The organism is Brucella pituitosa, from assembly GCF_003049685.1.
GTDB classification, from domain to species: Bacteria; Pseudomonadota; Alphaproteobacteria; order Rhizobiales; family Rhizobiaceae; genus Brucella; species Brucella pituitosa.
Window position 1 is genome coordinate 1,057,859 of sequence record NZ_PYSY02000001.1, and the last position, 14,724, is coordinate 1,072,582.

Here is a 14,724-nt window from a genome sequence, read left to right on the forward strand (position 1 = left end):
GATGCAAACCGACCTGATTGCTTCCCTGTCTCTCGCAGCTCCCGAGGTTCTCCTCGCGCTGAGCGGGCTGGCATTGCTTATGATCGGCGTGTTCTCCGGAGAGCGCGCCTCCACACTCGTCAATGGGCTTGCTGTTGCCGTTCTGATTGCTGCACTGGCTCTTGTCGTTATCTTCCCGCACAACGGCACCGCTTTTGGCGGTGGCTTTGTGAACGATGGTTTTGCGCGTTTCATGAAGGCGCTGACATTGATCGGCTCCATCGTGACGCTCGTTATGTCTGTCGGCTTTGCGCGTGAAGAAAAGTTCGACAAGTTCGAGTTCCCTGTGCTGATCGTGCTTGCAACACTTGGCATGCTCATCATGGTGTCGGCATCCAACATGCTGACGCTCTATATGGGCCTCGAACTGCAGTCGCTTGCACTCTATGTGCTTGCAGCATTCAATCGTGACAGCGTTCGTTCGACAGAAGCTGGCCTCAAGTACTTTGTTCTGGGCGCGCTTTCTTCGGGCATGCTGCTTTACGGTATCAGCCTTGTTTACGGCTACACCGGCCATATCGGCTTTGCAGAAATCGCCAGCTCCATTTCGGGTGGCGAACGTCAGCTTGGTCTGGTGTTCGGTCTGGTGTTCATTCTGGCAGGCCTGTGCTTCAAGATTTCCGCTGTTCCATTCCATATGTGGACGCCGGACGTTTATGAAGGCTCGCCAACACCAGTAACCGCTTTCTTTGCCGCCGCTCCCAAGATGGCTGCAATGGCTCTGATCGTTCGTGTGGTTGAAGGCGCTTTTGCTCCTGTCACCCATGACTGGCAGCAGGTCATCACTTTCGTTGCAATTGCTTCGATGGTGCTGGGTGCCTTTGCCGCTATTGGTCAGCGCAACATCAAGCGCCTGATGGCTTACTCGTCGATCAGTCACATGGGCTATGCGCTCGTCGGTTTGGCAGCCGGTACGGTTGTCGGTGTTCGCGGCGTCGCCCTTTACATGGCGATTTACCTCGTCATGACGCTTGGTAGCTTTGCTTTCATCCTGTCCATGCGGACGAAAGAAGGCAATGTCGAACAGATCGAAGATCTGGCAGGCCTCTCGCGTACCAACCCGGTTATGGCAACCATCATGACCATGATGCTGTTCTCGCTTGCTGGTATCCCGCCGCTCGCTGGCTTCTTCGGTAAGTGGTACACCTTCATGGCTGCGGTTGAAGTGGGTCTCTATCCGCTCGCAATCATCGGTATCGTCGCTTCCGTTGTTGGTGCGTTCTATTACCTGCGCATGATCAAGATCATGTGGTTCGATGAACCGGTAACGACTTTCGTTCCTGCAGCAATCGAGCTGCGTCTGGTACTGCTCGCTTCGGGTGCGTTCGTTCTGTTCTACGGATTGATCGGTGGCTGGCTCGGCGGTTTGGCTGAAACTGCAGCCAAGACGTTCTTCTGAGCATGACAATGAATAAGGCCGCAGGTGATGGCATGGGTTTCACGCTGGCACCTGCGGCTTTAGCAGACGAATACCGACTGGAGTTCTTTCCAGTCGTTGGTTCTACCAATGCAGAGGCGCTTGCACAGGCTAATGCCGGTGATGCAGGGCGCCTCTGGTTCGTTTCTCCCAAACAGGAGAGCGGACGAGGGCGCCGTGGCCGTACATGGACCGCGCCCGAAGGCAATCTCGCCGCTACTCTGCTTCTCGTTGATCGCTTCGATCCGAAAACTGCTGCCACGCTCGGTTTTGTTGCAGGTCTCGCCTTGGCGGATGCTGTTGATGCCGTTTTGCCGGAAGCGGTGGTTGCCAAAGTGAATGTCGCGCTCAAATGGCCGAACGATGTTCTGGTTGATGGTGCAAAGCTTTCCGGGATTCTGCTTGAATCAACGATGCTCCCTAGTGGATGCTTCGGAATAGCGATTGGCATGGGCACAAACGTTGTCGCAGCTCCTGAAGGCTTGCCCTATACCGCGACCTCTATCAACGGATTGGGCGGCAATACGGATGCCGCAACGCTGTTTCTGGCACTTTCCGATGCATGGTGTCACTATTACCGCATCTGGGATGAGGGGCGGGGATTGAACAATATCCGCGAGCTTTGGCTCAAGCGCGCGCATGGTCTTGGTCAGCCCGTTGTGATGCAGTTGAATGGCCGGATTATTGAAGGCGTTTTTGAAACAATCGATTCGGAATGTCGGCTGGTCATCCGTGAGGACGACGGAACACGCGTCCCGGTGACTGCAGGCGATGTCTATTTTGGAACAGCGGCATCAGTTAAAGCCGTTTCCTGACAGGTTATGTGTGCAAAATACGCTTAAGTTGATGCCATTCCGGGCTTGCAAACTATCGGTAGTCGGTTCAACAGAGGCATAATCAGAGCATCTTCGGCGAAGAGTTGGTTTCTTCTCCGGAACAGGATGCATGCTATATCAAAAAGTTAGAGTGTTAAGCTGAATCAATTTGATAAGAAGGCACTCTAAAACGAAGTTAGAACAGGGAGGCATTATGCCCCGCTCACCATCGACGCAATTTGTCTTCCTGCCTCTCGGCGGTGTCGGCGAAATCGGCATGAACCTCGCCATGTATGGCTTTGGTCCTGAAGACAATCGTGAATGGATCGTGGTCGACATGGGCGTAAGCTTTGCCGGACCTGAACATCCAGGCGCGGATCTGATCCTGCCTGACATTCGGTTTCTCGAGGCCGAGAAGAACAATCTGCGCGGTATCATCATTACGCATGCGCACGAAGACCATTACGGTGCACTGCTCGATCTTTGGCCTCGCTTGAAAGCACCGGTCTATGCGACGCCATTCACGGCGGGTCTGCTTGAAGCGAAGCGCCAGTCTGAATTTGGCGCGCCAGAAATTCCAATTACGATATTCAAAGCTGGCGAAAGTTTCGAAGTCGGTCCCTTCAAGCTCGAAGCCATTGCCGTTACGCACTCGATTCCTGAGCCTGTTTCGCTTGCGATCACCACACCACTTGGCACGGTTGTTCATACGGGCGACTGGAAGATGGACCCCGATCCTTCCATGGGGCCGCTGATCGACGAAGCGCGGTTCCGCGCAATCGGTGATCGTGGGGTTCTGGCGCTGATCTGCGATTCCACCAATGCAATGCGTGAGGGTGAATCTCCTTCTGAGCGTGAAGTCGGTGATAGCCTGCGTGAGCTGATTGAGAATGCACGCGGTCGCGTGGCTGTTACAACCTTCTCGTCCAACGTCGGTCGTATCCGTTCCATTACGGAAGCAGCACGCGATGCCGGACGTCAGGTGCTGGTGGTCGGCCGTTCGATGAAGCGCACGATCGCTGTCGCAACAGAGCTTGGTTATATGGAAGGCCTGCCGGAGTTCCTAAGCGAAGATGATTACGGCTATATTCCGCGTGAAAATGTCGTGATGATCCTGACGGGCAGTCAGGGTGAACCACGTGCAGCACTCGCGAAGCTGGCGCGCGATGAAATGCGCAGCATCGCATTGTCTGCCGGTGACACGGTCATTTTCTCGTCGCGCCCGATTCCGGGTAACGAGAAAGCCATTCTCGACATCAAGAACAAACTCATCGATCAGGGTATCAAGCTGATTAGTGATGATGATGCGCTTGTGCATGTTTCCGGCCATCCGCGTCGCAGTGAACTCAAGCGCATGTATTCCTGGGTACGCCCGAGAATTCTCGTGCCGGTGCACGGCGAAGCCGCACATCTGGTTGCGCAGGGTTCATTGGGTGCCATGGAAGGCATTGAAGAGATTGCACAGGTTCGCGACGGCGATATGCTGCGCCTTGCACCAGGCAAGGCAGAAATCATCGATGAAGCGCCGGTTGGCCGTATCTACAAGGACGGCAAGCTGATCGGTGACGAAGACGAAATTGGCATGGTTGAGCGTCGCAAGCTCGCTTTTGTCGGCCATGTCGCTGTTTCTGTTCTGCTTGATCGCGATTTCAAGATTATGGACGAGCCGGATCTCGTCGCATTCGGCCTCCCGGAAGAAGATGGGCAGGGCGATCTGATGGAAGATATCCTGCTTGACGCTGCTATCGAGGCCATCGACAGCATTCCGCGCGCACGCCGTAAGGATCTCGAAGTGGTTCGTGAATCGGTCCGCCGCGCTGTTCGCTCTGCGACAAATGAGGCATGGGGCAAAAAGCCGGTAGTGACGGTGTTTATCAACCGGATAAAGTAGCTCTGTTTTCGGGAGAAGGACACTGATGCTTGAACGCCTGAACCATGTCGCAATCGCGGTGCCAGATATAAAGGCTGCTTCCGCGCTTTACAGCAGCCAATTAGGCGCGAAAGTAACCGCGCCACAAGCCTTGCCTGAGCATGGTGTTACGGTGGTCTTCATCGATGTTGGCAATACCAAGATCGAATTGCTAGAGCCATTGGGTGAGGGATCACCCATTACCTCCTTCCTCGAAAAAAATCCATCTGGCGGCATGCATCACCTCTGCTATGAGGTTGCGGATATCATCGCGGCCCGAGATCACCTCAAAGCCGAAGGCGCGCGCGTCCTCGGCAATGGTGAGCCAAAGATTGGTGCGCACGGCAAACCTGTTCTGTTTTTGCATCCCAAGGACTTCAATGGGACACTGATCGAACTGGAGGAGGTATAATCATGTCCTGGGTTTCAGGCATCGCGATTTATTTTGTCATCTGGTGGACGACGCTTTTTGCGCTTTTACCGGTCGGCTTGAGAACACAAGCAGAAGAAAATGACGTCACGTTAGGTACGGTTGCCAGTGCTCCTGCGAAGCCACGCATCGGACTCGCATTTCTGCGTACAACTCTGGTGGCTACGGTTATCTTCGGCCTTTACTATTACATGACGCAGGTCAAAGGTTTCGGCCTTGACGATATCCCGCACTTCTTCCCTGATCTGAAGTAAAAGCGGTCGTTCGATCATACTTATTTTTCTGATTTGACGGAGCGGTGCCTAAAAATTAGGCGCCGTTTTGCGTTGAGCAAGGGGCGCATTTTATTGGAGCATGCCGTGAATCTAAAACTTACTATTTCAGCATAACTGTTTGAATAGATAGACAATTAGCGATGCGAGATACTCCATTTTTATGGAGATTTTACGAAATGGAAGCGCGCCAAATTTACGCTTGGAGCATAGCGCTGACCATCATTGCAACTGAAAAATAATTAGAAAATCAACGACTTGTGTTGCGAATGAGATCTCTGCAGTCGGTGGTCGCGTTAAAGCCAAAAAAAAAGCAAGGCTTACGCCTTGCTAGTCGAATACGCGTTCGACCCGTTTCCATTTTACTGGCGGCGGCGGAATTTCGCGCCTGGATCCATCCTCCCAAGACTTTGACCGCGTGAGACAACGGTTTCATTCCGTTGTTAGGCTTGTTGCCGAAAAAAATAGCGGACTGCACAGCTTTTGTCACCAAAAATCTTTCGAGACGTCATATTTCCTTCGCATTTTTTTCTGTTCTAGTATCTCAGATACATAATACATTGAAAATTAAAGTGAATCCTCAGATGGTCTTTGGGCATCTCTTTTAATACGTACATCAATGATGGTTGTGGACGGTAAAAAGGCTGCTCAGTAAAGCGAAGCGGAGCGGGTTTTCAACAGCGGCATAACCCGTTATGAAACCGGCAAGTTTGCTTAATTTTTGCCTGATTCTACACACACTCAGTTGTTACTCAGGCAATCTCTCTCTTGATCGGTGGTCACGATGCGTCTGTCGCAGTATTTTTTGCCCATTCTGAAAGAAAATCCAAAGGAGGCAGAAATTGTCTCCCACAGGTTGATGCTGCGCGCCGGTATGATCCGGCAGCAGTCGGCAGGCATCTATTCATGGCTCCCGCTTGGTCTGAAGGTCCTCAACAAGGTCTGCAACATCATTCGTGAAGAGCAGAATCGCGCTGGTGCCAACGAAATTCTGATGCCGACGATCCAGTCCGCCGATCTTTGGCGTGAAAGCGGTCGTTATGATGCCTATGGCAAGGAAATGCTGCGCATTCAGGATCGTCAGGAGCGCGAAATGCTCTTCGGGCCGACCAATGAGGAAATGGTTACGGACATTTTCCGTTCCTATGTGCGCTCCTATAAGGATCTGCCGCTCAATCTTTATCATATTCAGTGGAAGTTCCGCGACGAAGTGCGTCCGCGTTTCGGCGTGATGCGTTCGCGCGAGTTCCTTATGAAGGACGCCTATTCGTTCGACCTCGATTATGAGGGCGCGAAAATGGCTTACTACCGTATGTTCGTCTCTTACCTGCGCACTTTTGCCCGCGTCGGCCTGCAGGCGATCCCAATGCGTGCGGATACCGGCCCGATCGGTGGCGATCTTTCGCACGAGTTCATCATTCTTGCAGAAACGGGCGAAAGCCAGGTTTATTGCGATAAGGCTTATCTCGATCTGGCGGTTCCGGGTGCTGATACGGATTTCCGTAATGACGCACAGCTGACGGATATCGTTACGCGCTGGACGACGCCTTACGCGGCAACAGATGAAATGCACGACGAAGCAGAATGGTCGGCGGTGAAAGCTGACGATCAGGTTTCGGCTCGTGGTATTGAAGTTGGTCACATCTTCCATTTTGGCACCAAGTATTCCGAACCAATGGGTGCAAAGGTGCAGGGACCTGATGGCAAGGAACACCTCGTATCGATGGGTTCTTATGGTATTGGCCCGTCGCGTCTGGTTGCAGCTGCGATTGAAGCTTCGCACGATGAAGCAGGCATCATCTGGCCAAAGGCAATCGCACCGTTCGGCGTTGGCATTGTCAACATGAAGCCCGGCGATGAGGGTTGTGACGGCGTGAGCGAAAAGCTCTATGAAGCGTTTACCAATGCTGGGATTGATCCACTGCTGGATGATACGGACAATCGTCCGGGTTCCAAGTTTGCGACAATGGATCTGATCGGTCTGCCTTATCAGGTGATCGTCGGTCCACGCGGCGTTGCTGCGGGCGAAGTCGAAGTCAAGGATCGCAAGACGGGTGAGCGTCAGAACCTCACTGTTGAAGCGGCAATCAACCTTTTGACGGCTTAAACATGAGCAATGCGGCGGCAGCAAAATCTGACGGCAAGCAGAAGGTATCCAGCAAGGCGCCTTCTTCTGGTCCGTTCTCAGGCTATGAGCGGATGATCGCATGGCGCTATTTGCGAGCGCGCCGCCGCGAGACGTTTATCTCGGTCATTGCCGGTTTTTCTTTCACTGGCATCATGCTTGGTGTTGCCACGCTCATCATTGTTATGGCGGTGATGAACGGGTTTCGTGCCGAGCTTTTGAACCGCATTTTGGGTATCAATGGCCACCTCATCATGCAGCCGATGGATCGGCCTCTTGATGATTATGCGAGCCTCATCCAGCGCATAGATGGGATCAAGGGTGTCCAGTTCGCTATTCCTGTGGTCGAGGGGCAAGCCCTCGTTCAGGGTAACATCGGTGCTGGCACCGGTGCATTGGTACGTGGTCTTCGCGAAGAGGATCTTGACAAGCTCAAGCTTGTTTCCACGAATGTAAAACAGGGCACATTGAAGGGCTTCGATCAGAGCGGCGGCGTGGCAATTGGCACCCGTATGGCTGAAAATCTCGGCCTTTCTATTGGCGATTCACTGCGCGTTATCTCACCCGATGGTGACGTCACGCCTTTTGGCGTCAATCCACGCGTGAAGGCCTATCCGATTGTTGCAATCTTCGAGATCGGCATGTCGGAATATGATGCGTCAATCGTCATGATGCCGCTCTCAGAGGCGCAGCTTTTCTTCAATCAGGAAGGCAAGGTGCAGTCGCTGGAGATATTTGTCGATAACCCCGACAAGGTGGATGCAATGCGTGCGCCTGTCGAAGAAGTAGCAGCCCGCCAGATTTCTCTGGTGGATTGGCGCCAGCGTAACCAGACTTTCTTTTCGGCGCTACAGGTCGAACGTAATGTCATGTTCATGATCCTGACGCTGATCGTGCTTGTCGCTGCGCTCAATATCATCTCCGGTCTCATCATGCTTGTGAAGGACAAGGGGCACGATATCGCTATCCTGCGCACCATGGGTGCAACGCGCGGCGCGGTGATGCGCATATTCCTGATGACTGGCGCTGCCATTGGTGTGACGGGGACGCTTGCAGGCGTCGTCTTAGGCGTTGTCGTATGCCTTAATGTTGAGCGTCTGCGTGAGTTCTTCTCTTGGCTTTCGGGTACAACATTGTTCAATCCGGAACTTTATTTCCTGAGCACGCTACCCGCGAAGATGGATGTTGGTGAAACATTGTCCGTCATAGCAATGGCTTTGATCCTTTCTTTTATTGCCACCATTTTGCCGGCATGGCGCGCTGCTAAGCTCGATCCGGTCGAAGCCCTGAGGTATGAATAATGGCGGCTGAAATCATTCTGCGTCTGGAAAATGTCAGCCGCGCCTATAAGGAAGCTGATCGCGAACTCGTTATTCTCAAGGACGCGAACTTTACACTGCGTCGCGGCGAGATGGTCGCGCTCGTTGCACCATCTGGTGCGGGCAAGTCGACTTTGCTGCATACAGCCGGTCTGCTTGAACGCCCGGACAGCGGCGATGTCATTATTGATGGCCGTTCATGTGGTGGTCTGTCGGAAGACGAGCGTACAGCGGTTCGTCGCAACGATGTCGGCTTTGTCTATCAGTTCCATCATCTGTTGCCGGAATTTTCAGCCCTTGAAAATGTGATGATGCCGCAAATGATCCGTGGTTTGCCGCAGAAGGCAGCATCAGTACGTGCACAGCAGCTGCTCGATTATATGAAGATCGGCAAGCGTGCGTCTCATCGTCCCTCGGAGCTTTCCGGTGGTGAGCAGCAGCGCGTCGCGATTGCGCGTGCGGTTGCCAATGCGCCTCTGGTATTGTTGGCCGATGAGCCGACAGGCAATCTCGATCCGACGACCTCGTCTTATGTCTTCGGTGCGCTGGAAGCACTTGTGCGTCAGTCGGGCCTTGCAGCTTTGATTGCAACGCATAACCACGAACTGGCCCGCCGTATGGATCGTCGTGTGACGCTTCGCGAAGGCAAGGTCGTCGACGTCTAATCAGTCGCCTATCAAGGGGCGATGCGCAAAGCGCTCGCGCCTTGATATGTAGACAAAACTTCCCCCTCATATCTTGTTTGTTCAACGCCGGTGGCCATGCTGCCGGCGATTGCACGTTTATTTTTCGTAAACCTTAAATACATGCATCTATAAGAACGGGTGTTGACATTAGAACAAAAATGGAACAAAAAATAAACATACGTGAACAAAGAGGAGTTATTCCAATGACCGATCTCGTCTACGACGTTTTGTCTTTCGTCTCCGTCAGCCTGTTCGTTGCCACTTTCGCCATCTGGGTAAGTGTAATCTGAAAACGTGATAAGGGTTCTTCTGTGAACCCCGTTGATTGTAACGACCGTCGCTCTGGACTTCGTTGCCGTATTCCCCGAAACTGGCGTAGTGGGCGATAAGAGTCGCCCGTTACCGGGTGCAGCTCTCATTGAATGAGACGTGCCCGGACGGCGCTGGGACATGATTTCGCTATCATGGTATGGCAGTGCTTTCAGCTCTGTATAGATCGGGGAAATAGAATGAGTGATACAGCAAGCATTGCAGCGGGCGAGGGCAAGTCGTCACCTCGTTTCGTCCATTTGCGGGTACATTCTGCCTATTCCTTGCTTGAAGGCGCATTGCCTGTCGGCAAGATCATCAAACAGGCGATTGCCGATGAAGCACCGGCCATCGCGATAACTGATAGCAATAATCTTTTTGGTGCACTGGAATTTGCGCAGAAGGCGTCGAAAGACGGTTTGCAGCCAATTATCGGTTGTCAGCTGGACTTGGGGTTTGGCGATCACAATGATAACAGCCGCAGTGCCAATCGCCGACTGGTTCTCGATTTGGCGCCTGTTGTTTTGCTCGCTTCGACCGAAGAGGGCTATGCGAATATCGTTAGGCTCGTCAGCCGTGCCTTCCTTGATACTCCGTCGGGCGATCCGGTTCACATCGAAGCAAACTGGCTATCCGGCTTGTCCGATGACGTCATTGTGCTTTCGGGTGGACAGCTCGGTCCAATCGGACGGGCTTTTGCTGCAGACCGCCCGGACCGTGCAGAAGCACGTCTGGCGTTTTTGAAAGAAGCTTTTGGAAATCGGCTATATGTCGAATTGCAGCGACAATCCGGCTATGACCGTGCGCTTGAGGCGAAGACTGTTGAGCTCGCCTATGCGATGGACTTACCGCTTGTTGCAACCAATGAAGCCTTCTTCCTCAAGGCGGAAGACTTCGAGGCACATGACGCGCTGCTTGCTATTGCCGAAGGGCAAATCCTTTCCAATGATGATCGCCGCCGTCTGACACCGGATCATCATCTCAAAAGCCGCGCAGAAATGGCGGCTCTATTTGCAGACCTGCCGGAAGCACTCGAAAACACGATTGAAATTGCCGAACGTTGCAGCTGGTTCACGCAGACGCGTCAGCCCATTCTGCCGCGCTTTACTGGTGAGTCTGATGATCCAGAGGCAGGTATTCAGGCCGAAGCCGAAGAGCTGGCCCGACAGGCGCGTGAAGGCCTGAAGATGCGGCTGGAAACTGCCGGTCTTGCCGAAGGATATACGGAAGAACAATATGCCGAACGTCTCGATTACGAGATTGGCATTATCACCCGCATGAAGTTCCCGGGTTACTTCCTGATCGTTGCGGACTTTATCAAATGGGCGAAGTTGCACGGCATTCCAGTCGGGCCGGGACGTGGTTCAGGTGCTGGCTCTCTCGTCGCTTACGCATTGACTATTACCGACGTCGACCCACTAAGGTTTTCGCTGCTGTTTGAGCGCTTTCTTAATCCAGACCGCGTATCGATGCCCGATTTTGATATCGACTTCTGTCAGGAACGCCGCGAAGAAGTCATTCGCTACGTACAGGAGAAATATGGGCGCGATCAGGTCGCACAGATCATAACTTTCGGAACGCTTCAGGCGCGCGCTGTGCTGCGCGACGTGGGACGCGTTCTCGAAATGCCTTACGGGCAGGTTGACCGTCTTTGTAAGCTGGTGCCGCAGAACCCGGCCAATCCGGTGTCACTGGCGCAGGCTATTGAGACAGAGCCGAAAATCAATGAAGAGCGCGAGAAAGAACCGGTCGTCGGTCGTCTTCTCGATATGGCGCTGAAGCTTGAAGGGCTTTATCGCCACGCCTCAACGCACGCTGCCGGTATTGTGATTGGTGATCGGCCTCTTTCTGAACTCGTGCCAATGTATCGCGATCCTCGTTCGGATATGCCGGTTACTCAGTTTAACATGAAGTGGGTCGAGCAGGCGGGACTGGTCAAGTTCGACTTTCTCGGTCTGAAAACGCTCACCGTGCTGGAAACAGCCGTCAAGCTTGTTGCGCGTAAAGGCATTGAAATTGACCTTACGCGCCTGCCGTTCGATGACGCACTGACTTATGAAATGCTTTCGCGCGGCGAAACCGTCGGCGTGTTCCAGGTTGAAAGTGCGGGCATGCGCAAGGCGCTGCTCGGCATGCGTCCTGACCGGATTGAGGACATTATTGCGCTTGTGGCGCTTTATCGTCCGGGTCCGATGGAGAATATCCCGACCTATAATGCGCGTAAGAACGGTGAGGAGGAAATCGCCTCCATTCACCCGAAAATCGACGGCCTTATCAAGGAAACGCAGGGCGTTATCGTCTATCAGGAACAGGTTATGCAGATCGCGCAGGTGCTTTCGGGCTATTCGCTCGGTGAAGCTGACCTTCTGCGTCGCGCGATGGGTAAGAAGATCCGCGAGGAGATGGACAAGCAGCGCGTTCGTTTCGTCGATGGTGCGATTGAAGGCGGTGTCGACAAGGCGCAGGCGAATATGATTTTCGACCTGTTGGCCAAGTTCGCTGACTATGGCTTCAACAAGTCTCATGCCGCAGCCTATGCAATCGTGTCTTACCAGACCGCCTATATGAAGGCGCATTATCCAGTCGAGTTCCTCGCGGCTTCGATGACCTACGATATGTCCAACGCCGACAAGCTCAACGATTTCCGCCGCGAGGCCAATCGTCTGGGTATCGATGTGGTGACACCATCTGTCATGACTTCCTTCCGCCCGTTTGAAGTTGGCGAAAAGAAGATTTTCTACTCGTTGGCAGCGATTAAGGGCGTTGGCGAAGCGGCTGTGGACCATATCGTCAATGTGCGGGCTGAGAAGCCGTTTGAAAGCCTTGAGGATTTCTGCGAGCGTATTGATCCGAAAATCGTCAATCGACGTGTGATGGAAAGCTTGATCAATGCGGGCGCGCTCGATTGTTTTGGGCGTGATCGCGCTGCAATGAGCGCGGGCATGGATCGCATCATGGGCTTTGCGCAGCGCACTCAGGAAAATGCGGCCAGTGGTCAGTCCGACATTTTCGGTCTTTCGGGAGCGCCAAAGGAACAATTGATCCTGCCACAGGCCGCTCCCTGGTTGCCGTCAGAAAAGCTGCACCGCGAATTCCAGGCGGTAGGCTTTTATCTATCTGCTCATCCGCTGGACGAATATCGTCAGGTTCTCGATCGTATGCGCGTTCAGAGTTGGGCAGATTTCTCGGCCGCTGTGAAGCGCGGTGCAAATGCAGGACGTCTGGCGGGCACTGTCACCACGCGTCAGGAACGCAAAACGCGCACTGGCAACAAGATGGGTATCGTGCAGCTTTCCGATGCCAGCGGTCAGTTTGAAGCTGTGCTTTTCTCCGAAGGTCTTGCGCAGTATCGCGATCTTCTCGAAAGTGGTAAATCGGTGGTCATCACGGTTGCCGCCGAAAACCGTCCGGAAGGCATAGGCTTGCGTATCCAGACGGTACAATCGCTGGAAGATGAGGCATGCCGGATGCAGAAGGCGCTCCGGCTTTATCTTCGCTCCGCTGAAGCTTTGAAGCACATCGTGCCGCATTTCAACACGCGTGGCGATGGTCAGGTGAGCCTTATCGTGATCAAGGAAGAAGGCCAGCGTGAAGTTGAGATCGAACTTCCGCATCGCTATCGTGTCAGCCCACAGATCGCCAGCGCCATGAAGGCAATTCCCGGTGTCGTGGAAGTCGAACTGGTTTAGAGCCCATCCCGAAAACCGTTTCACACTTTTCGGGATGCGCTCTAAATCTATCGATTTACTTCACGGAAACCGGGCGGTTGTCCGCCCGGTCGTAATTGATCTTAGTAAGCAGCAGTGAAACGCTGGCGAATATGCTTACCCTGTTCCGCTTCATCGACGATCGCAACGGCCAGATCTTCAACTGAAATTTTGCTTTCGCCCTTGTCGTCAAAAACAGGCTGGTCTGCACCAAGGCGATATTTGCCTGTACGTTCGCCGGGCTGGAGAATGATGGCAGGTGAAACGAATGTCCAATCCAGGTCCTTCTCTTCGCGCAGTTCGTTGAGTGCCTGACGTGCGCCCAGCGCACCTTCCTTCCATTCGGCAGGAAACTCAGGGGAGTCCACGAGCTGATGGCCATTGATCTCAAGGCTACCTGCACCGCCAACTGCGATCAGACGCTTCACGCCTGCTTTTTTGGCAGCTTCATTGATGGAACGGCTGCCGTTGATGTGGTTTTCGCGAATATTGGCGTCTGCCCAGCCGGGATTGAATGCTGAAATGACGATGTCGCTGCCAGCAATCTGCTTTGCGAGCGCATCGGTGTCGAATACGTCGGTCTTTACAGCAGTCACATTATCGAGTTTCGCAACCTTATCCGTATTGCGGACCAGGGCGGCGACACTGTGGCCGCGTGATGCAGCTTCCTTGAGGACGGCAGCGCCAACAAAACCTGTAGCGCCGATCAGTGCGATTTTAGCCATGACATTTTCCTTTCAGTTCCAATCATAGAAGTGATATTTAATAATCAGGTTCTTTATGGTAACTAGGTAGTCGATACGCAGAGCCTTGTGAAGAACGCACTTTTTCATGGTTAGGGTACATGGAAGTAACTGTGTCGCTGACAAGAGCGGTCAGTCGAGAATGAAGCGGCAGAAGCATGCCCAAGGAGACAGAATGACGATCACCACACGCCCGGATGCCAAAACGCCGTTATTGTCGTCGACGGCTGCGTTTCAATCCGACCCAGAAGGTGAAGGCCTATGTCCAATCCGCGAAGTGCTTGACCGGGTGGGAGATACGTGGAGCATTCTCGTTGTCTTCAACTTGCAAACAGGCTCCATGCGTTTCAACGCGCTGCGGCGAGCGATTGAGGGTATTTCCCAACGGATGCTGACTGTTACCTTGCGTTCGCTCGAGCGTGATGGGTTAGTGGCACGCCATGTGCGTCCGACCTCACCGCCTGAGGTCGAGTATTCCTTGACGGAGCTCGGCCATTCACTGGCGGTGCCGATTGATGTTCTCGGGCAATGGGCAGTCAAGAATCGTAAGGAAATGCGGGAAGCCCGTTCACGCTTTGATGGCGAGGCAGAAGAATAAGGAACCTGATACGGGTGGACTCGTTACTCTCCTAGAGCGTGTCGCGCTTAATCGCACCCATGGCGCTCGCTCTAGATTCTTTTAACTGTCGCATGTTCACGAACGCTAAATGAATCCATTTAGCTGCGACATGCTTTAGCCAAGGGAGTAATAACAATGCCAGCAAAATCACAGGCTCAGCAAAAAGCTGCCGGTGCCGCACTTGCCGCCAAGCGCGGCGAGATCAGGAAAAGCGAGCTGATCGGTGCTTCAAAAGAAATGTATGAATCGATGACTGAGAAAGAACTCGAAGAATTTGCAGAGACCAAGCACAAAGGCTTGCCAGAGTATGTCTCGGATAAAAAGAGCAACTGAT

12 protein-coding genes are annotated in these 14,724 nt (G+C 53.3%); 11 read left to right on the forward strand and 1 reads right to left on the reverse strand.

Annotated features, from left to right (window positions below; translation table 11 throughout):
• Position 1 precedes the first annotated feature (1 nt).
• The 9 genes from nuoN to dnaE all read left to right on the forward strand — a co-directional run bounded on the left by nuoN (position 2) and on the right by dnaE (position 13,010).
• Complete coding sequence (nuoN, locus tag C9380_RS05255; RefSeq protein WP_024897486.1) at positions 2 to 1,438, forward strand: NADH-quinone oxidoreductase subunit NuoN; 1,437 nt, start codon at positions 2 to 4, stop codon at positions 1,436 to 1,438.
• A 32-nt stretch (positions 1,439 to 1,470) separates the two neighbouring features.
• Positions 1,471 to 2,271, forward strand: a complete 801-nt coding sequence (locus C9380_RS05260; protein WP_128093638.1) for a biotin--[acetyl-CoA-carboxylase] ligase — start codon at positions 1,471 to 1,473, stop codon at positions 2,269 to 2,271.
• Positions 2,272 to 2,485: 214 nt separating this feature from the next.
• A complete protein-coding gene (locus C9380_RS05265) occupies positions 2,486 to 4,162 on the forward strand; it encodes a ribonuclease J (RefSeq protein WP_024897488.1) in 1,677 nt (558 codons plus the stop codon).
• Between the two features lie 25 nt (positions 4,163 to 4,187).
• The gene (gene mce, locus C9380_RS05270; protein ID WP_100559195.1) at positions 4,188 to 4,592 is read left to right on the forward strand and encodes a methylmalonyl-CoA epimerase; all 405 of its coding nucleotides are present in this window, start codon (positions 4,188 to 4,190) and stop codon (positions 4,590 to 4,592) included.
• 2 nt (positions 4,593 to 4,594) lie between these two features.
• On the forward strand, positions 4,595 to 4,864 hold the full coding sequence (locus C9380_RS05275) for a DUF1467 family protein (RefSeq protein WP_128093157.1): 270 nt from the start codon (positions 4,595 to 4,597) through the stop codon (positions 4,862 to 4,864).
• A gap of 802 nt (positions 4,865 to 5,666) precedes the next feature.
• Positions 5,667 to 6,989 (forward strand): proline--tRNA ligase, encoded by a 1,323-nt coding sequence (proS, locus tag C9380_RS05280; protein ID WP_024897491.1) that lies wholly within the window; start codon positions 5,667 to 5,669, stop codon positions 6,987 to 6,989.
• Between the two features lie 2 nt (positions 6,990 to 6,991).
• On the forward strand, positions 6,992 to 8,308 hold the full coding sequence (locus tag C9380_RS05285) for a lipoprotein-releasing ABC transporter permease subunit (RefSeq protein WP_128093158.1): 1,317 nt from the start codon (positions 6,992 to 6,994) through the stop codon (positions 8,306 to 8,308).
• Positions 8,308 to 8,991 (forward strand): ABC transporter ATP-binding protein, encoded by a 684-nt coding sequence (locus C9380_RS05290; RefSeq protein WP_128093159.1) that lies wholly within the window; start codon positions 8,308 to 8,310, stop codon positions 8,989 to 8,991. The genes C9380_RS05285 and C9380_RS05290 overlap by 1 nt, the downstream gene beginning before the upstream one ends.
• 530 nt (positions 8,992 to 9,521) lie before the next feature.
• Positions 9,522 to 13,010, forward strand: coding sequence for a DNA polymerase III subunit alpha (dnaE, locus tag C9380_RS05295; RefSeq protein WP_100559189.1), 3,489 nt, complete (start codon positions 9,522 to 9,524; stop codon positions 13,008 to 13,010).
• A 101-nt stretch (positions 13,011 to 13,111) separates the two neighbouring features.
• On the opposite strand, the gene C9380_RS05300 is transcribed toward dnaE, so the two are convergent.
• A complete protein-coding gene (locus tag C9380_RS05300) occupies positions 13,112 to 13,753 on the reverse strand; it encodes an NAD(P)-dependent oxidoreductase (protein ID WP_128093160.1) in 642 nt (213 codons plus the stop codon).
• 193 nt (positions 13,754 to 13,946) lie between these two features.
• Between C9380_RS05300 and C9380_RS05305 the strand changes: the two genes are divergently transcribed.
• Complete coding sequence (locus C9380_RS05305) at positions 13,947 to 14,369, forward strand: winged helix-turn-helix transcriptional regulator (RefSeq protein ID WP_024897496.1); 423 nt, start codon at positions 13,947 to 13,949, stop codon at positions 14,367 to 14,369.
• 156 nt (positions 14,370 to 14,525) lie between these two features.
• Positions 14,526 to 14,723 carry a DUF3008 family protein gene (locus tag C9380_RS05310; protein ID WP_024897497.1) on the forward strand — a complete coding sequence of 66 codons (198 nt, stop codon included), beginning with the start codon at positions 14,526 to 14,528 and terminating at the stop codon, positions 14,721 to 14,723.
• Position 14,724: the final 1 nt, after the last annotated feature.